Origin of the sequence: Methylobacterium indicum, from assembly GCF_001043895.1 — a bacterium.
Classification (GTDB): domain Bacteria; phylum Pseudomonadota; class Alphaproteobacteria; order Rhizobiales; family Beijerinckiaceae; genus Methylobacterium; species Methylobacterium indicum.
Genome location: NZ_JTHF01000294.1, coordinates 12,226 through 30,155 on the forward strand (window position 1 = coordinate 12,226; position 17,930 = coordinate 30,155).

Genomic DNA, 17,930 nt, shown 5'->3' on the forward strand with positions numbered 1-17,930 from the left:
CGTCAGGTCTTGAACGATCCGGGGGACGCGTTACAAGACACCTCGTGTCGTCCGCCAAGGCGACCGCGGCCACGAATTCGCAGCGGATCCATCCGTGGTGGAACGAACGCTGCGAGACACGTTTCCCGTTATCGCCGGGGAGCGAAACAAGGGTTCGAGACAACGAGGCTACCGCCGCTCACGCCAGACATCCGGGGCCGCCAGGACCCCACCCGTCTTCCGGAGTTCGCTCGTCATGCCCCTCTACCGATTGCGATCCATCATCCGCGAGCGAGGCCGGATCCGTCCGCTCCACGACATGCCGATCCAGGCGCCGACGGTGCGCCACGCCGCCGCCCGGGTGCTCGGGCAGGCCGACGAGATGTTCGGGGACCGCACCGGCGAGGCCTGGCTCGTCGCCGAGGACGGCGCCCGGGTGTGGAGCCTGAGCCTCGAAGCCGCGGAGGCCGAGGCCGCCCGGGCCTGATCGCCGCGTCTGATCGGATCGCGCCGATCCTGCCTTGCTGAGGCCGCAAGGCTCGCGCATCGGGACCGCCCCCGAAGCCGCGAGCCGAGCCGATCCGATGAGAATCCTCCGTCTCGGCGCCCTGGCCGCCGCCGTGCTGGCCGCGGCGCCGGCCGCCGCCGACTGGCGCTACTGCCTCGCCCGCGGGCCCGGCCGCACCGTCTACCTGTCGGCGCCGTTCTCCACCGTCGCGGCGATACCGTCCCTCGACGCGGCCTTCGCGCAGATGCTCGACCGCACCCACCGCGCCCACGATCCCGTCCAGTGCCCCCGGGCCGAGGACGCCAAGGCCCTGCAGGCGATGCGCCAGACGGCGCTGCGCTACAACCGCCAGGACGGCCAGCGGGTGGTCGAGGTCGACTGGACGCCGGAGCGCGATTCCGCCGCCAAGCCGTAGGGGCGGACGCCGTCAGGGCGGAACCGGATCGGTTCGGCCGTGCGCGGGGCAGCCCCCGACCGCGTCCGATCCGTCGGGGCGTCCGGCTCCCGGGCTCCCCGGCGGCGCGCCCGATTCCGGCGTGCCGCCCGCGCGAGCCGATGGCTCCCCGCTCAGGCGGCGAAGTGGCGGATGGCCTCGACGATCTTGCTTTCGCGAAAAGGCTTGTCGCAGAACACGCCTCGCGCCGGGATCGCGTCGAGGTCCGGCGCCAGCGCACCCGTCAGCACGAGCTCGATCGGCGGCCAGCGATCCCGGATCGTCGCCACGAGTTTCAGCCCCGTCGTCGAGCCGCGCACATCGAGGTCGGCGAACACCACCCGGATGTCCGTGCGCGCCTCCAGAATGCGGATCGCCGCCTGCGCGGTGCGGACCACCACCGCCTCGCAGCCCGCCTCCTCGACGAAATCGCTCATGGTCATCGCGAGGATCGGCTCGTCCTGGAGCACGAGCACCACCGGCCGCGATCCGCCGTCGGTCGTCCGTCCTGCCGTCATGCGCGTTGCACCTCGACCAGCGGCGCCCGCATGATCGCGACGAGCCCCTCCGCATGATAGGTCACGTCGACCCCACCCGTTCCGACGAGGCCCGTGCGGATCAGGCGCGATCCGAAGCCGCGCCGGGTGGGAGCGACCACGGGAGGTCCGCCGTGCTCGCGCCAGCGGAGCACCAGCTCCGGTTCGCCCGATCCGCTCTCGATCCACCAGCGCAGCTCGACGCCCCCCTCGTCTCCCGAGAGGCTGCCGTACTTGGCGGCGTTGGTCGCCAGCTCGTGAAGGAGCAGCGACGCGGAGAGACCCGCCCCGGGGCCGAGCGGCACGTCGGGGCCGTCGAGGGTGAAACGCCGACCGTCGGCCACGGTGCTCAGGACTTCGCGGCACACCGCGCCCAGGTCCGCCGCCGTCCAGTTCCTGCGCAGCAGCAGGTCGTGGGCCGAGGCCAGCGCCCGGATGCGCTTCTCGAACGCCTCGACCGGCTCGCGCTCCGGGATGGCGCGCAGGGTCTGGTGCGCGATGCTCATGACCATCGCCATCGTGTTCTTGAGCCGGTGGGACAGCTCGTGGTTCAGCAGGTCTTGCCGCTCCTCGGCCCGTCGTCTCTCGACCGCCTGGCGGGTCAGTTCCGCGATCTGACGGATGAAGGCGATCTCCTGCTCGTTCCAGGAGCGCGGGCGGTCGTCGTTGACGTACAGCACCGCCACCGTCCGGCCCTTCTCGAAGACGGGCAGGTTGACCAGGGTGCGGACGGAGACGGCCTCCAGCGTCGCGGCGGAGGCGGCGGTGCGCGGGTCGTCCCGCACGTCCGCGATGACGACCGCCCGTCCCTGCCGGAGGTCCTCGGCGTAGAGGCCGTAATCGTCCATGCGGTAGCGACCGGCGAGCGTCGGGAAGTCCGCCGCGGTCCAGTCCTCCTCGACGACGAAGCTCTCGCCGTCGGAACCGACCGTGCCGTAGCCGACCCGGCCGACGCCCAGCACGCGTCCGAGGATCGCCGAGCCCGCCATCGCGATCGCCTCGGTGTCGATGTCGGCGCGCAGCCGCTCTCCCAGCTCCAGCAGGCCGTCGCGCCGGGCATCGGCCTGCACCCGCTCGGTCACCTCCAGGAAGATCACGCCGAAGCGCTCGCTGCCCAGCGCGAAGGCGCGGCCCTCGTACCATCGCGCCAGGGTGCCGACCTGCCGGACGAAGGTCACGGGCTGGCCCGTCTCGACCACGTCGGCGAACTCGCTGACCCAGGCGTCCTCGATGCCGGGGAGCACCTCGCGGACCGTGCGCCCCACGACGCTGTCCGGATCAATCCCGACGAGGCGACCCCAGGCGGAGTTGACGTCGGTGTAGCGCCAATCCGTGATGCGCCCGGTCGCGTCGCGCACGACCTCGCCGACGACGAACCCTTCGCTCAGGCGCTCGAAGAGGCCCCGCCAATGCGCCTCGCCCGCCGCCAGGCGCGCCTCGAGCGACTTCTGCTCGGTGATGTCGCGGGAGACGGACAGGATCCTCTCCGGCCGGCCGTCGGCGCCGAAGATCGGCGTGACCTGGACGTCCCACCACCTGGGATTGCCCAGGAAGGTGTCGGCGGTCCCCTGGAAATGTCCGACACCGCCGCCCTTGGCCCTGGCCAGGGCCGCGACGGCCTCGGCATGCCCCTGACCTTGCCAGAAGCCGGGCCAGGGACAGCCCTTGATGAGGTTGAAGTCGCTCACCTCCATCACCTTCCGGCCGCCCTCGCTCATGAACGTCAGGGAGCCGTCGAGGTCGAGCACCTTGATGCAGTCGGCCGAGGAGGCCAGGACGCCCCGCATGAACTCGGCATCGGCCTCGTGCTTGGCGGCGGCGTCGCGCTGCTCGGTGCGATCGCTCATCGCCTTGACGAAACCGCGATGCGTTCCGTCCACGCCGCGGAGCGAGGTCATGTCGCCGACCGCGTAGAATCGACCTCCGTCCTTGCGCAGGTGCCAGCGGACGTCCTCGGCATGCCCGTCGCGGAGGACGACCGCCATTTCCTCCTCCAGGCGCCCCCGGGCCCGGTCCTCGGCCGTGAAGATCCGCTCGATGGTCTGCCCGCGCATCTCCTCCGCCGACCAGCCCAGGATGCGCTCGGCCCCGACGTTCCAGTCGGTCACGCGGCCCACGGTATCGGTGACGAGGATCGCCATCTCGCTGGCGCTGTTGAAGATGGCGCGCTGACGCTCCTCGCTCTCGGCCAGCCGCAGCCGGGTGCGGTGCGCCTCGGTGACGTCGATCTGGCTGCCGAAGCGGTAGCGCAGCCGCCCCTCGCCGTCGAAGACCGGACCGATGAACAGGGCGTTGACGAAAGGCGTGCCGTCGCGGCGGTGATTGACGATCTCGATGGTGAGATCGCGGTTGTCGCGGAGCGCGGCGCGGATCTCGTCGAGGCGGTCGGGCTGGGTGTCCGGACCCTGGAGGAAGCGGCAGTTGCGCCCGACGACCTCGTCGACGCCGTAGCCCGTGAGGTCGAGGAAGGCGCGGTTCGTGAAGACGATGGGCTCGTCGTCCTGGTTGGGATCCGTGAGGATCATCGGCAGGCTGGTCTGGTCGACGGCGGAGAACAGCACGTCCGCATCCGCCGGAGCGGGGCGTGGCCGCTGACGGGAGGTTTCCGGGTCGAGGTCCGACTGCCGAGCCAGCTTCGCCCGCAGGCGCGCAATTTCTGCCTCAAGCTCGTCGCGCGAGAGGCGGTGCACATCGCTGTCCATCGAGAGTTGAGCCTGCCCCCTGGCGACCGACGCCATCCCTGGGCGCTCGTGATAGCGAAGCTCCACCCCCTCGTCACGTTGGACGCCGGATCGGCGACCGAAGGAAGCGTCGCGGCCCGAGCCGGGTTCCGGAACGGGTGGGGCGCGAACCGGACGGTTCCGGGTGGACTTCGTTCCCGTCCTCGGTACGCCATCCGCAACGCCAGGCTCGTCGAGGCACGGCCGCAGGCCCGCCGGATCCGCCGCATCGAGGCCGCATCAAGGCCGTCGCCGCGCATGGCCGGCACGCGTCGCGACCGCTTCCCGTCGGATCGTTAGCATCCTATCAATAAGCACGATCAACGACCGTGCCTCGATGGCGGGGCGACCGGATGCGACGCGACCTCCTGCAAACCCTCACTCTCACCCTGCTCCAGTCCGGCCGCGTCTGGCGCCGGGCGGCGGACGAGGTCGTGACCGCCTACGGGCTGACCGAGGCGACGGCGCTGCCGCTGCTGCTGATCGGCCGGCTCGGCGGCGACCTGCGCCAGACGGCGTTGGCCGAAGCTCTCGGCGTCGAGGGGCCGAGCCTGGTGCGCCTCCTCGACCAGCTCGGCGAGGCCGGCCTCGTCACCCGCCGGGAGGACCCGACCGACCGCCGCGCCAAGGTGCTGGCCTTGACCCCGGAGGGGCAGGCCCGCGCCGCCGCCATCGAGGCGCGGTTCGACGGCTTGCGCGAGGCGGTGTTCGGGGAACTCGGCGACGACGACCTGCGGGCGGCCCTGCGGGTCCTGCGCGCGCTCCAGGCCCAGGGCCCGAAGGGCCCCTGCCCCCCGGCCGCCGGAGGGCGCGCCTGATGCTGCCCGGCTGGCGCCAATGGCTGTTCGCCCTGAAGATCGCGGGTGCCGCGCTCCTCGCGCTGGGCCTCGCCCTGTGGCTCGACCTGCCGCGGCCCTACTGGGCGATGGCGACCGTCTACATCACCATGCAGCCGCTCTCCGGCGCCACCCGCTCGAAGGCCGTCTACCGGGTGGTCGGCACGGTGGCGGGCGTCTCGATGGCGGTCGTGCTGGTGCCGCCCCTCGTCGGCGCACCCGAGATGCTGACGCTGGCGCTGGCGCTCTGGACCGCCGGTTGCCTCTACCTCTCGCTCCTCGACCGCTCGCCGCGGGCCTACCTGTTCATGCTCGCCGGCTACACCGCGGCGCTGATCGGCTTCCCGGCGGTGACGGCGCCCGACACCATCTTCGAGACCGCGGTGTCGCGCGCCGAGGAGATCACGCTCGGCATCCTCTGCGCCGCCCTGGTGGCGGGCCTCGTCTTGCCGGAATCCGTCGGGCCGGTGCTGGCGGCCCGGGTCGGGACCTGGCTCGGCGAGACCGGGCGCTGGACTGCCGACGTGCTGTCGGGCGCCATCGAGGCGCCGGCAATCCGGGCGCGGCGCCTGCGGCTCGCCGCGGAGGCCGCCGAGATCGATGCGCTCGCCACCCATCTCGCCTACGACGCGTCGGCGCAGAGCCGGGCGGTGCCGCTGGTCCAGCTCCTGCGCGGCCGGATGCTGATGCTGCTGCCGGTCCTCTCCTCGCTGGCCGACCGGATCGCGGCGTTGCGCGAGCTCGCGGGCCTCGATCCGGCGCTGAGGACGCTGCTCGCCGACGTCGCCGCCTGGTCGGAAGCCGGCGCCCCGGCGGCCGAGGCCGACGCGCTGCTCGCCCGCATCGCCGCGGCCGACGACGCCGACCTCTTCTCCCCCGCCCGTCCCGGCTTCTGGACCGCGCTGGTGCGGGCGAGCCTCCTCGACCGCCTGCGCGAACTGGTGGCGATCGGCCGCGACTGCCGGGCGCTCCAGGACGGCATCGCCCGCGGCGAGAGCGCCCCGCGCCGCCCGCTCGCCTTCGCGGGCGAGTTCGGCGGACGCGCCCCGCGCCACCGCGACCACGGCATGGCCCTGCGCTCCGCCCTCGGGGTCTTCCTCGCCATCCTCGCCTGCGTGACGGCCTGGATCGCCACCGCCTGGCCCGACGGCGCCACCGCGGCGATGATGGGCGCGGTCCTGTGCTGCCTCTTCGCCACCCAGGACGATCCGGCCCCGGCGATCCTGGGCTTCGCCACCTGGACCGCGGTGGCGGCGGCGGCGATCGGCGTGCTCCTGTTCGGCATCCTGCCGCAGGTCCACGACTTCGCCACCCTGGTGCTCGTGCTGGCCCCACCCCTCGTCCTGTGCGGCCTGCTGATGACCATTCCCCGCACCATGCCGGTGGGGCTGGCGCTCGGGGTCAACGGCAACGCCCTCCTGGCGATCCAGGACCGCTACGCCTCGGAGTTCGGCGCCTACGTCAACTCGGCCCTGGCGCTCGTCGTCGGCATCGTCCTCGCCGCCGTCGTGACCCGGCTGGTGCGCTCGGTCGGGGCCGAGCACGGCGCCCGCCGCCTCGTGGCGGCGAGCCGGGCCGACCTCGCCCGGGCGGCGCGCCGGCGCGGGCGGGGCGACCGGGCCGCCTTCGCCCACCTGATGCTCGACCGCCTCGGCCTCCTGGTGCCGCGGCTGGCCGCCGCCGGGCCCGACAGCGACCTGTCGCGGATCGACACCCTGGGGGCGCTCCGGGTCGGCATGAACCTCGTCTCCCTGCGCCGCGCCCGCCACGGCCTGCCGCCCGGCGCGGTCGCGGCTCTCGACGCCGCCCTCGACGCGGTGGCCCTGCACTACGAGGGACCGCGCGGCCCGGCCTCCGCGCCGCTGCTCGCCGATATCGACGCGGCGCTGGCCGTCATCGGCGCGGGGGCTGCGGCCGCGGGCCGGCGCGAGGCCTTGCTCGGGCTCGCGGGCCTGCGCCGCGCGCTCTTTCCCGAGGCGCCGCCCGTCGGCGCCCCCCTGCTCGCGAGGGAGGCCGCCTGATGGCCGACATCGACCTCTACGGCGTCTTCGTGCCGGCCCTGCTGGTCTGGGCGGTCGTCGCCTTCCTGCTCAATCTCGTCCTGCGCCGGCTGATCGGCGCGCTCGGGCTCTACCGCCTGGTCTGGCACCGGGCCCTGTTCGACCTCTGCCTCTACCTCGTGTGCCTCGGCGGCGTCGTCACGCTCGCCGGCCGCCTGACCTGAAGATCGAAGATCATGACCCGCGCGCTCGCCTTCCTCGGCCGCTTCGCCGTCACCGCCGTCCTGCTCGCCCTCGCATGCGTCGTCGGGACGGCGCTCTGGGACTACTACCTCGAGGCCCCCTGGACCCGGGACGGGCGGGTGCGGGCCGAGGTGGTCGGCGTCGCCCCCGACGTCTCCGGCCTCGTGCGCGACGTCGCGGTGCACGACAACCAGGAGGTCAAGCGCGGCGACCTGCTCTTCCGCATCGACCCCGATCGCTTCGCCCTCGCCCTGCGGCAGGCGGAGGCCGTGGTGGCCGGCCGCAAGGCGACCCTGGTCCAGGCCGAGGCCGACCTCGCCCGCTACCGCCAGCTCAGCGACAACGTCGTGTCGCAGCAGAAGCTCGAAGCCGCGCTCGCCACCGAGCAGAGCGCCCGGGCCGCCCACGACCAGGCGGTGGCCGACCGCGATCTCGCCAAGCTCAACCTCGCCCGCTCCGAGGTGCGCGCCTCGGTCAACGGCCGCATCAGCAACCTCGAACTGCGCCCCGGCGCCTACGTGGCGGTCGGCAAGCCGGTGATGGCCCTCGTCGACGGCGACACCCTGCACGTCCAGGGCTATTTCGAGGAGACCAAGCTCGGCCGCATCCATCCCGGCGATCCCGTCACCGTGCAGCTGATGGGCGAGGACCGGCCGATCACCGGCCGGGTCGAGAGCGTCGCCGCCGGCATCGAGGATCGCGAGCGCGGCGCCAGCGCCAGCCTGCTCGCCAACGTCAACCCGACCTTCGCCTGGGTGCGCCTCGCCCAGCGCGTGCCGGTGCGGGTCGCCCTCGATGCCTCCGTCGACCGCGAGCGCCTCACCGTCGGGCGCACCGCCACCGTGGTGGTCCATCCGAAGGGCGAGCGGCCGGAGATCCGGCCCTTCGAGGCGCTGCGCAAGCTCGTCCGGGGCTGGGATGCGCTAAAGACCCGCTTCGCGGTGGCGCGGAACTGACAGCCGCGCGCGTGGTGCCGATCCCACTTTCGGGCGGCCCGGGGTGGGGCGCACCCGCCCCACCTGTCCTTCGACGATCCCGCCCTCGGTGCCATCCCGCGCGCCCTGCGCGACCGGGCCGCCGAGATCCTGCCCGTCCCGGGTGCGGCGCGCGAGACGATCGAGCCGGACTGGGGAGCGCTCAAACCAGCGCCGCGATCCCCGCCAGCCCCGCCGCCAGCCCCCACAGCAGCAGGCAGGCCCGGCGGTACAGCACCAGCGCCCGGGCGATGTCGTCGGCCGTCGCCTCCGCCCGGCCCGAGCCCATCCAGGCATCCTCGACCCGCGTCGCGCCGTAGACCCGCGGGCCGGCGAGCCGCAGGCCGAGCGCCCCGGCCATCGCGGCCTCGGGCCAGCCGGCATTGGGCGAGCGGTGGCGGCCGGCGTCGCGCCGCACCGCCGCCAGCGCCCCGCGGGCGGAGGCGCCCCGCGTGAGCGCGGCCGCCGCCACGATGAGCCCGGCGGTGAGCCGCGAGGCCGGCAGGTTGACGAGGTCGTCGAGGCGGGCGGCGGCCCAGCCGAAGGCCTCGTGCCGGGGCGTGCGGTGGCCGATCATGCTGTCGGCGGTGTTGATCGCCTTGTAGAGCGCGCCACCGGGCAGGCCGCCGGCCCCGAGCCAGACGGCCGGCGCCACGATGCCGTCGGAAAAGTTCTCCGACAGGCTCTCGATCGCGGCGCGGCAGAGGGCGGCCTCGTCGAGGGTCTCGGGGTTGCGCCCGACGATCATCGCCACCGCCCGCCGTCCCCCGGCGAGCCCGTCGCGCCGCAGGTCCGCCGCCACCCGGGCGACGTGATCGTGCAGGCTGCGCTGCGCCGGCAGGCTCGCGGCGAGGAGGGCGCAGAGGACAAGGCCCGCCCCTCCGAGCGCCCCGCAGGCGAGCGACAGGGCCAGCGCCGCAAGGCCCGTCGCGGCCAGCACGAGGAGGAGGGCCAGCACCCCGGCGGCGCGCCGGCGGCGCGGGGACTCCCCCTCGCGGTTGAGGCCGCGGTCGAGGGCGGCGATCAGGCCGCCGATCCAGGTGACAGGGTGGCCGGCCAGCCTGTAGAGGCGGTCCGGATAGCCGAGGGCGGCCTCGATCGCGAGGGCGAGGACGAGCAGCACGAGGCTGTCGGGCGGGTGCGTCAGGGCGGTCATCGCGAGGGGCGGACGGTTGGACGGGCGATTGGACGAGACGGCGGAGGGGCCGATCCGGCACGGGGGCGACCTCGGCGAGGCGGGCTTCCTGTTTCCGCAGGCCCCCCGGCCCTGGATCGACCTCTCGACCGGGATCAATCCGATCCCCTATCCGTGGCCGGCGCTCGAGGCCAGCGCCTTCACGCGGCTGCCGGCCAAGGCCGACCTCGCCGCCCTCGAAGCCGCGGCGGCCGAGGCCTACGGCGCCCCGCCGGAGCGGGTCGTCGCGGCGCCGGGCACCCAAGCCCTCATCGACCTCGTCCCGCGGTTGCGGCCCCCCGGCCGCGTCGCGGTGGTCGGCCCCACCTATGCCGAGCACGCGGCCGCCTGGGCCCGGGCCGGCCACACCGTCGTGGCGGTCGGCGACCTCGCCGGGATCGGCGAGGCCGACGTCGCCGTGGTGGTCACCCCCAACAACCCGGACGGCCGGGTCGTGCCCCTGCCGGACCTCGCGGCCGCCGCCGCCGGCCTCGCCGCGCGCGGCGGCTGGCTCGTGGTCGACGAGGCCTTCGCCGACCTCGAACCCGTCGCGAGCCTGTGCGGCGCGGTGCCGCCCGCCTGCCTGGTGCTGCGCTCCTTCGGCAAGACCTACGGGCTCGCCGGCCTGCGCCTTGGCTTCGCGGTGGCGGGCGAGCCGCTCGTCGGTGTCCTGCGCCGCGGGATCGGGCCCTGGGCGGTGTCGGGACCGGCGATCGCGGTCGGGCGGCGGGCCCTGGCGGATGCCGCCTGGCGGCGCGAGGCGGACGTCGCGCGGGGCCGGGACGCCGCCCGGCTCGACGCCCTCCTGGCCGAGGCCGGCGGCCGGATCGTCGGCGGCACGAAGCTGTTTCGCACCGCCGACTTCCCCGACGGGCCGGGCCTGTTCGACCGCCTCGGGCGGGCCGGGATCTTCGTGCGCCGATTCGAGGCCGCGCCGGCGCGCCTGCGCTTCGGCCTGCCGCCCGACATCCCGGCCTGGGACCGCCTCGCCGCCGCGCTGCGGGACGCTGCCGGGGTATGAGGCGCCATTAAAAAGGCCGAAAACCGCAGCATCCGCAGACCCTGGCCCTCGGGGTCACGCACGCGGCCGGCGCCGCACGGGAAAGCAGGCAGAATGGACGCGGACGAGGTCAAACGGCGCGACAGGCTCGGCAGCATGATCGCGTTCGCGCGGCGCACCGTGCCCGACCTGCGCCGCAACGCCGAGACGGTCGAGCCGATCGCCCCCGCCGACGGCCGAAGCCGGCTCCCGGCCCTGCTCAACCCGCTGCGCTGGACCCGCCTGCCGCTCCTGCCCGGCGAGGGGACGCAGAACCGCGTCCTGGCCCGCCTCCTGCGCAACATCGGCATCTTCGTGCTGCTGCCGACGGCGGTCGTCGGGATCTACCTGTTCGTCTTCGCGGCCGACCAGTACGTGGTCGAGGCCCGCTTCGCCGTCCGCGGCGAGGTCGAGCCGATGGGCAACGTCGCGCTCGGCGAGTTCTCGTCGCTGATCCAGAAGAACAACAGCCAGGACAGCTACATCGTCAAGGAATACATCGAGAGCCAGCCGATGCTCGAGAGCGCCCAGAAGGAGCTCGACATCGTCCGGATGTACACCCGCGACGAGGGCGATTTCTGGACGCGTTATTCCGGCGACAAGCCGGTCGAGGAACTGCTGAAGTACTGGCGCAAGCGCGTCCAGGTCCACATCGACCTGGTCTCGGGCGTGATGACCCTGACCGTGCAGGCCTTCACGCCGGACGACGCCCTGGCGATCAGCCGCCACGTCGTCGCCCGGGCCGAGGCGCTGATCAACACGATCTCGTCGCGCGCCCAGCAGGACATGCTCAAGCACAGCAAGGACGACCTGGCGGCGACCGAGGAGCGGCTGCGCAAGGCCCATCTGGCGTTGCGCGAGTTCCGCAACCGCTGGGGCATCATCGATCCGGCGAAGTCGGCGGAAGCGACGATGACCACGCTGCTCTCCCTGCGCAAGGACAAGATCAAGTCGGAGAACGACCTCCAGGTGCTGCGCGGCTCCGGCCTCGACGAGAAGTCCCGCTCGATCCAGACCATCGTCGCGAGCGTCGCCGCCACCAACCAGCAGATCAAGCAGCTCGAGGACTCGCTCACCAGCGACGGGATGGCGGTGGGCGGAAAGCCCGTCTCGGACGCGATCCTCGAATACGAGGGCCTGATGGTCGAGCGCACCATCGCCGAGAAGCTGAACGACTCCGCCACCGTCATGCTCGACCGTGCCCGGGTGGCGGCGAACCGCCAGCACGTCTACCTCTCGGTCTTCGTGCCCCCGACCCGGCCCGAGCTCTCCACCGTGCCGATGCGCGGCCACGCCCTGTTCGTGGCGTTCTTCGCCTTCATGGTGCTGTGGGGCTGCAGCAGCCTGCTCATCGCCGGCGTCAAGGATCACAACATGTAGCCGGGCTCCCGCCCGGTCGGGCTCCCGCCCGGTCGGGCTCCCGCTCGGGGCTTCGATCCGGGCGCGCGTCGTGCGATGAGGTGGGCCGTGGGCGCGACGGATCGCGTCCGAGAAGGCAAGGACGAGCAGCACCCCGATGTCCGATTTCACGGACCTGGTCGCCCGGGCGGTGTCCCCGGCGATGAGCCGCGAGGAGCGCGAGGCGGTCTACCAGGTGGTCAAGCAGGCGATGCGCCGGCTCCAGGAGCGCGAGAACCTCGCCCCCGACGAGCCCCGCGCCCTGCTCCAGGCCCACCTCGTCGAGGAGACCATCCGCGACGTCGAGGCGCTGGTCACCCGCTACCTCGCCCGCCAGACCATCCTGGAGGCCGAGCGCGCCAACGCGGCGGCGAACGCCGCCGCGGCCGCCGAGCCACTCACGCCTCCTCGGTCAGACGCTTGAGCGAGGTCTGGAGCGCGTCGCCGCCGTGCAGCAGCGCCCGCGACAGATCCGCCAGGGTGACCCAGCCGGTGACGCGCCCGCCCGCATCCCGCACCGGCAGCCGCCGGACGTGGTGGGCGGCCATCAGGTCGAGGGCGGTGCGCAGGGGATCGCCCTCGGCGCAGGACACGACCGGGCGCGACATCGCCTCGCTCACCCGGGCCCTGCTCGGATCGAGCCCCTGGGCGACCACCCGGTAGAGGATGTCCCGGTCGGTGATCACCCCGTCGAGGGCATCCGCCGTGCCGACCGGCAGGGCGCCGACATCGAGTTCGCCCATCAGCACCGCCGCCTCCTGCACGGGGGCCTCCCCGGCGATGAACTCCACGTCCCTGCTCATCACGTCCGCGACCGTCACGCCCATCCGACTCCCCGTCTGCACCCTCCGGTAACCCGCGTGGGCGGCCGGCGGCTCCCCCGCGCCGTGGTGCGATCGCGGTCCCGACGCCCGAGACCGGGGTCCCGGACCCATGGTCCCACCCTGTACCCCGGCACCCTTGCGGCCACGCGGCCGCGGCCATGAAATTTTGACGACGGCGGGGGAGCTTGGGCGAGGTCCGGCGCGTTCAGCCCACAGTCAGGCTTCTCGCCTCCGGGATCGTCGAACGCCCCCATGAACATGGAACTCACGTCCAAGCCCGCCCCGGCCGCCCCCGCGGCCTCGCCCCTCGTCCGGGCGACCCGCAACATCAGCGAGGGCCAGCCCTTTCCGCTCGGCGCCACCTGGGACGGCCTCGGCGTCAATTTCGCGCTGTTCTCCGCGCACGCCACCAAGGTCGAGCTGTGCCTGTTCGACGATACCGGCGAGACCGAGATCGAGCGGATCGAGCTGCCCGAATACACCGACGAGGTCTGGCACGGCTACCTGCCCGACGCCCGCCCCGGGACGATCTACGGCTACCGGGTCCACGGCCCCTACGAGCCCGAGGCCGGCCACCGCTTCAACCCCAACAAGCTGCTCCTCGATCCCTACGCCAAGGCGCTCGTCGGTTCCGTCACCTGGAACCCGGCGCTCTTCGGCTACGTGATGGAGAGCGGCGACGACACCACCTTCGACACCCGCGACAGCGCCCCCTTCACCCGCAAGTGCCGGGTGATCGATCCCGCCTTCACCTGGGGCCGCGACCAGAAGCCGAACGTGCCGTGGGACAAGACGGTCTTCTACGAGACCCACGTCAAGGGATTCACCAAGCTGCACCCGGCGGTGCCGGAGCGCCTGCGCGGCACCTATGCGGGCCTCGGCACCCCTGAGGTGCTGGCCTATATCCGCAGCCTCGGCGTCACCTCGGTCGAGCTCCTGCCCATCCACTCCTTCGTCAACGACAGCTACCTGCTGGAAAAGGACCTGGTGAATTACTGGGGGTACAACACCCTCTCGTTCTTCGCCCCCGCCCGCCGCTACGCCGCGGTGCCGGACTTCGCCTTCTCCGAATTCAAGGAGATGGTGGCCCGGATGCACGGGGCCGGCCTCGAGGTGATCCTCGACGTGGTCTACAACCACACCGCCGAGGGCAACGAGAAGGGTCCGACCCTCTCCTTCAAGGGGATCGACAACGCCTCGTACTACCGGCTGCTGCCCGACCAGAAGCGCTACTACATCAACGACACCGGCACCGGGAACACCGTCAACCTCTCGCACCCGCGGGTGCTCCAGATGGTGACGGACAGCTTGCGCTACTGGGCGACCGAGATGCGGGTCGACGGCTTCCGCTTCGACCTCGCGACGATCCTCGGCCGCGAGCCCTACGGCTTCGACGAGGGCGGCGGCTTCCTCGATTCCTGCCGCCAGGACCCGGTGCTCTCCTCGGTCAAGCTGATCGCCGAGCCGTGGGATTGCGGCCCGGGCGGCTACCAGGTCGGCGGCTTCCCGCCCGGCTGGGCCGAGTGGAACGATCGTTTCCGCGACGAGGTCCGCGGCTACTGGAAGGGCGACGAGGGTCTTTTGCCGGCGCTCGCCTCCCGCCTCACCGGCTCGGCCGACAAGTTCAACAAGCGCGGCCGGCGCCCCTGGGCCTCGGTGAACTTCATCACCGCGCATGACGGCTTCACCCTCGCCGACACGGTCTCGTACAACGAGAAGCACAATACGGCGAACGGCGAGGACAACCGCGACGGCCATTCGCACAATCTCTCGTACAATTACGGCGCCGAGGGCCCGACCGACGATCCCGAGATCAAGGCGGTGCGCCTGCGCCAGATGCGCAACCTGCTCGCGACGCTGCTCCTGTCGCGCGGCACGCCGATGCTGCTCGCCGGCGACGAGTTCGCCCGCACGCAGCGCGGCAACAACAACGCCTATTGCCAGGACAACGCAATCTCCTGGATCGACTGGGAGGGGATCGGCGAGGACGAACGCGACCTCGCCGAGTTCACCCAGCGCCTGCTGATCCTGCGCAGGTCGCTGCCGATGCTGAGCCGGGGCCGGTTCCTCACCGGTGCCTACGACGCGGAACTCGGCGTCAAGGACGTGAGCTGGCTCACGCCCTCGGGGACCGACATGACCCCGGAGAACTGGAACGACGGCGGCGCCCGCGCGCTCGCCGTGGTCCTCGACGGCCGGGCGCAGTCGAGCGGCATCCACCGCCGCGGCGGCGAGGCGACCCTGATGCTCCTGTTCAACGCCCATCACGACATGGTGGAGTTCACCCTGCCGGAGGTGGTGGGGGGCGATGCCTGGATGCGGGTGCTCGACACCAACCTGCCCGATACCCAGGACCTCGCCCGCTTCGCCGTCGGCGACACCTACGCGGTCACCGGCCGCTCGATGCTGATGTTCGTGCTGCGCCCGACGGACGTGGACCATGCCAGCGAGACCTGGCGCTCCTACCAGCACGTCATCCAGGCCTTCGAGCGGGCGGAATCCGAGAGCGTCGCGTTCGGCTTGCCGCACGAGGGGTGACATCCGGGCGGATCCGCCCACTTTGGGAGAGCGGGCGGAAACATTCGCCCTTCCCGGGCGTCAGCCAGGGAAGGGTCGTGTAGGACGGCCCAGTCGGACAGGCGAAGATCCTGCGGGGCGGCTCGGCCGCCCCGGGGATCGTGCGAGCGCGGAGTGCGGGCGGTGGCAAAGATCCTTCTCGTCGAGGACCATGAGGAAATCTGGGATTTCCTCTCCCGGCGGCTCAAGCGGCGGGGCTACGAAGTGGTGCTCGCCCATGACGGCGAGGAGGGCGTGATGAAGGCCCGCACCAGCCGGCCCGACATCATCCTGCTCGACATGAACCTGCCGGTTCTCGACGGCTGGTCGGCGGCCCGCGCGCTCAAGTCCGACGCCGAGACCGCCCGGATCCCGATCATCGCGCTCACCGCCCACGCCATGTCGGGCGACCGCGAGAAGGTGATCCAGGCCGGTTGCGACGACTACCACCCGAAGCCGGTCGACTTCTCGAAGCTCCTGACCCAGATCGGCGCCGCCCTCGGCACGCCGGCCGCCCCGTAACGACAAGACCCCGGCCGGTCCGCGGCTGATGCAGGTGCGCGTTTGATGATCGACGATCCCGTGACGGCGCGCCGCCTGCGCGACGCGATGCCGGTGTTCACGGCCCTGGCCACCTGCCTGCTGGTTCTCGCCATCGGGGCGATCCTGTCCCTCGGGCGGGACGTGCTGATGCCGATCACGCTGGCGGTGCTGCTCAGCTTCGTGCTGGCGCCCGCGGTGCGGGGGCTGCAGCGCCGGCGCCTGCCGCGCTCGCTGGCCGTGCTGGTCGTCGTGCTGGCGACCTTCGGGGGCATCGGGGGCCTCGGTCTCCTCATCGCTAACGAGGCCTCGCAGCTCGCCTCCGACCTGCCGCGCTATACCGTGACGATGCGCGAGAAGATCGGGGCGTTGCGCGCGAATGCCGGCGGCGGCGCCACCCTGGAGCGGCTGTTCCAGTCGGTGCAGGACCTGAGCCAGGACCTGCAGCCGCCGGAGCCCGCCAAGGCGCGGGGCCCCACCGATCCCGAGAAGCCGATGCTGGTCGAGGTGCGCGAGCCGAAGGCCGGGCTCCTCTCCACCCTGGGCAGCGTGGTCGCGCCGGTGCTGCACCCGCTCGCCACGGTCGGCCTGATCCTGCTCTTCACCCTGTTCTTCCTCGCCCAGCGCGAGGACCTGCGCAACCGCGCCATCCGGCTCGCCGGCTCCGGCGATCTGCGCGCCACCACGGCGGCGATGGACGATGCGGTGGCCCGCCTCTCGCGGTTCTTCCTCGCCCAGGCCGGCCTCAACCTCGCCTTCGGGGTGGTGATCGCGATCGGCCTGTGGGTCATCGGCGTGCCGAGCCCGATCCTGTGGGGCGTGCTCGCGGCGATCCTGCGCTTCGTGCCCTATATCGGCGCGGTCATCGGCATGGCCTTCCCGCTCATGCTCGCCGCCGCGGTCGATCCGGGCTGGTCGATGCTGATCGCGACGCTCCTGCTCTTCGCCGTGGTCGAGCCGATCGCCGGGCACGTCGTCGAGCCCCTGCTCTACGGTCACTCCACCGGTCTCTCGCCGGTGGCGGTGATCCTGGCCGCGACGCTCTGGACCTTCCTGTGGGGGCCGGTCGGCCTCGTGCTCGCGACCCCGATCACCGTCTGCCTCGTGGTGCTCGGCCGCCACGTCGAGCGCCTAGCCTTCCTCGACGTGATGCTCGGAGACCGCCCGGCGCTGGCGCCCTCCGAGATCTTCTACCAGCGCATGCTGGCCGGGGACCCGCTCGAGGCGATCGACAAGGCCCGCCAGGTGCTGAAGGAGCGGGCGCTGGCGACCTATTACGACGAGATCGCGCTCGGCGGCCTGCGGCTCGCCCAGAACGACCGGGCGAGCGGGGCGCTCGCCGCCGACCGCCAGCAGGCCGTCGGCCAGGCGATCGAGACCGTGGTGACGACGCTGGGCGCCATGCCGGTGTCGAAGAAGGCCGCTTCCCTGCGCAGCGCCGAGACCGAGGCCGCGGTCGCCGCCCTCGGCCCCGACCGGGCCTCGACCGCGATCGTGCGCCGGGCCGAGGATCTGAGCCCGGCCTGGCGCGGGCCGGCGCCCGTCCTGGTGGTGGCGGCCCGCGGGCCGTTCGACGCCGCCGCCGCCGGCATGCTGGCCCAGGTGATGGGGCGCCACGGCCTCAACGCCCGCACCACCAGCCAGGACGCCCTCAACAAGGGCGAGCGGCCGGAACTCGAGGGCGTCGCCCTGGTCTGCCTGTCCTACATCGAGCCGATCAGCACCTCCCACATCCGGCTCGCCGCCCGCCTCGCCCGGCGGGCGATTCCCGGCGTGCGGGTCATGGTGGCGGTGTGGCGCGAGCGCGACCCGGCCGGGCGCGACCGCCTGCGCCGGGCGACCTCCGCCGACATCCTGGTCACGACGATCAGCGACGCCCTCGACGCCGCCCTGGCGCTGTCGGGCGCGGCGGAGACCGGCGCGACCAGGCGCCGGGCGGCGTAACGGCGACAGCCGCACGGTCGTCTCTCCCAGATCCGGGACGGGCGGTCCCAAGTCCATCGCGGGGCGGGGTCGGCATGATCCCAGTCGCGGCGGCGTGGTTTCCTTGGGGGACATCCGTTACGGTCGGCCGGCGGACTGGTGGATGATTGCCGTCCGGGCGCGCCGGCCCGGGCCGGATTGCGGAGCGACGCCCGGTCGCGGTCGCCGACGGCGGGTTTCCCCGTTG

At 72.8% G+C, this 17,930-nt stretch carries 16 protein-coding genes; 12 read left to right on the plus strand and 4 right to left on the minus strand.

Features of this window, described 5'->3' with window-relative positions:
• Positions 1 to 235 precede the first annotated feature (235 nt).
• Positions 236 to 466 (plus strand): hypothetical protein, encoded by a 231-nt coding sequence (locus tag QR78_RS27645; RefSeq protein WP_048430827.1) that lies wholly within the window; start codon positions 236 to 238, stop codon positions 464 to 466.
• Positions 467 to 563: 97 nt separating this feature from the next.
• Complete coding sequence (locus QR78_RS27650; RefSeq protein ID WP_048430828.1) at positions 564 to 902, plus strand: hypothetical protein; 339 nt, start codon at positions 564 to 566, stop codon at positions 900 to 902.
• Positions 903 to 1,054: 152 nt separating this feature from the next.
• On the opposite strand, the gene QR78_RS27655 is transcribed toward QR78_RS27650, so the two are convergent.
• Entirely contained in the window at positions 1,055 to 1,438 is a 384-nt protein-coding gene (locus QR78_RS27655) for a response regulator (protein WP_048430829.1), read from the minus strand.
• Complete coding sequence (locus tag QR78_RS27660; protein ID WP_053221121.1) at positions 1,435 to 4,017, minus strand: PAS domain S-box protein; 2,583 nt, start codon at positions 4,015 to 4,017, stop codon at positions 1,435 to 1,437. Before QR78_RS27660 ends, QR78_RS27655 begins: the two co-directional genes overlap by 4 nt.
• 512 nt (positions 4,018 to 4,529) lie before the next feature.
• Between QR78_RS27660 and QR78_RS27665 the strand changes: the two genes are divergently transcribed.
• From QR78_RS27665 to QR78_RS27680, 4 genes are read left to right on the plus strand one after another with little or no spacing between them, the layout of a single operon-like run.
• Positions 4,530 to 4,994, plus strand: coding sequence for a MarR family winged helix-turn-helix transcriptional regulator (locus QR78_RS27665; RefSeq protein WP_048430838.1), 465 nt, complete (start codon positions 4,530 to 4,532; stop codon positions 4,992 to 4,994).
• Complete coding sequence (locus QR78_RS27670; protein ID WP_483127831.1) at positions 4,994 to 7,033, plus strand: FUSC family protein; 2,040 nt, start codon at positions 4,994 to 4,996, stop codon at positions 7,031 to 7,033. The genes QR78_RS27665 and QR78_RS27670 overlap by 1 nt, the downstream gene beginning before the upstream one ends.
• Positions 7,033 to 7,236 (plus strand): DUF1656 domain-containing protein, encoded by a 204-nt coding sequence (locus tag QR78_RS27675; RefSeq protein ID WP_048430831.1) that lies wholly within the window; start codon positions 7,033 to 7,035, stop codon positions 7,234 to 7,236. The genes QR78_RS27670 and QR78_RS27675 overlap by 1 nt, the downstream gene beginning before the upstream one ends.
• Positions 7,237 to 7,248: 12 nt before the next feature.
• Positions 7,249 to 8,211, plus strand: coding sequence for an efflux RND transporter periplasmic adaptor subunit (locus tag QR78_RS27680; protein ID WP_048430832.1), 963 nt, complete (start codon positions 7,249 to 7,251; stop codon positions 8,209 to 8,211).
• Positions 8,212 to 8,392: 181 nt separating this feature from the next.
• Here QR78_RS27680 and cbiB read toward each other — a convergent pair whose 3' ends face one another.
• The gene (gene cbiB, locus QR78_RS27685; RefSeq protein WP_048430833.1) at positions 8,393 to 9,385 is read right to left on the minus strand and encodes an adenosylcobinamide-phosphate synthase CbiB; all 993 of its coding nucleotides are present in this window, start codon (positions 9,383 to 9,385) and stop codon (positions 8,393 to 8,395) included.
• A 28-nt stretch (positions 9,386 to 9,413) separates the two neighbouring features.
• Here cbiB and cobD point away from each other — a divergent pair, with 28 nt between their 5' ends.
• The 3 genes from cobD to QR78_RS27700 all read left to right on the plus strand — a co-directional run bounded on the left by cobD (position 9,414) and on the right by QR78_RS27700 (position 12,264).
• The gene (gene cobD / locus QR78_RS27690) at positions 9,414 to 10,424 is read left to right on the plus strand and encodes a threonine-phosphate decarboxylase CobD (RefSeq protein ID WP_244276320.1); all 1,011 of its coding nucleotides are present in this window, start codon (positions 9,414 to 9,416) and stop codon (positions 10,422 to 10,424) included.
• 93 nt (positions 10,425 to 10,517) lie between these two features.
• Positions 10,518 to 11,822 (plus strand): KpsE/RkpR family capsule polysaccharide export protein, encoded by a 1,305-nt coding sequence (locus tag QR78_RS27695; RefSeq protein ID WP_048430835.1) that lies wholly within the window; start codon positions 10,518 to 10,520, stop codon positions 11,820 to 11,822.
• 136 nt (positions 11,823 to 11,958) lie between these two features.
• Positions 11,959 to 12,264, plus strand: a complete 306-nt coding sequence (locus QR78_RS27700; RefSeq protein ID WP_048430836.1) for a hypothetical protein — start codon at positions 11,959 to 11,961, stop codon at positions 12,262 to 12,264.
• On the opposite strand, the gene QR78_RS27705 is transcribed toward QR78_RS27700, so the two are convergent.
• Positions 12,239 to 12,643: a CBS domain-containing protein gene (locus tag QR78_RS27705; RefSeq protein WP_048430840.1), complete on the minus strand. Its 405-nt coding sequence runs from the start codon at positions 12,641 to 12,643 to the stop codon at positions 12,239 to 12,241. The two genes, QR78_RS27700 and QR78_RS27705, sit on opposite strands and share 26 nt — an antisense overlap.
• Positions 12,644 to 12,916: 273 nt before the next feature.
• On the opposite strand from QR78_RS27705, the gene glgX reads away from it, so the two are divergent.
• The 3 genes from glgX to QR78_RS27720 all read left to right on the plus strand — a co-directional run bounded on the left by glgX (position 12,917) and on the right by QR78_RS27720 (position 17,704).
• Positions 12,917 to 15,202 (plus strand): glycogen debranching protein GlgX, encoded by a 2,286-nt coding sequence (gene glgX / locus QR78_RS27710; protein WP_082171601.1) that lies wholly within the window; start codon positions 12,917 to 12,919, stop codon positions 15,200 to 15,202.
• A gap of 162 nt (positions 15,203 to 15,364) precedes the next feature.
• Positions 15,365 to 15,742, plus strand: a complete 378-nt coding sequence (locus tag QR78_RS27715; protein ID WP_048430842.1) for a response regulator — start codon at positions 15,365 to 15,367, stop codon at positions 15,740 to 15,742.
• A 45-nt stretch (positions 15,743 to 15,787) separates the two neighbouring features.
• A complete protein-coding gene (locus tag QR78_RS27720) occupies positions 15,788 to 17,704 on the plus strand; it encodes an AI-2E family transporter (RefSeq protein ID WP_048430837.1) in 1,917 nt (638 codons plus the stop codon).
• The last annotated feature ends 226 nt before the right edge of the window (positions 17,705 to 17,930 follow it).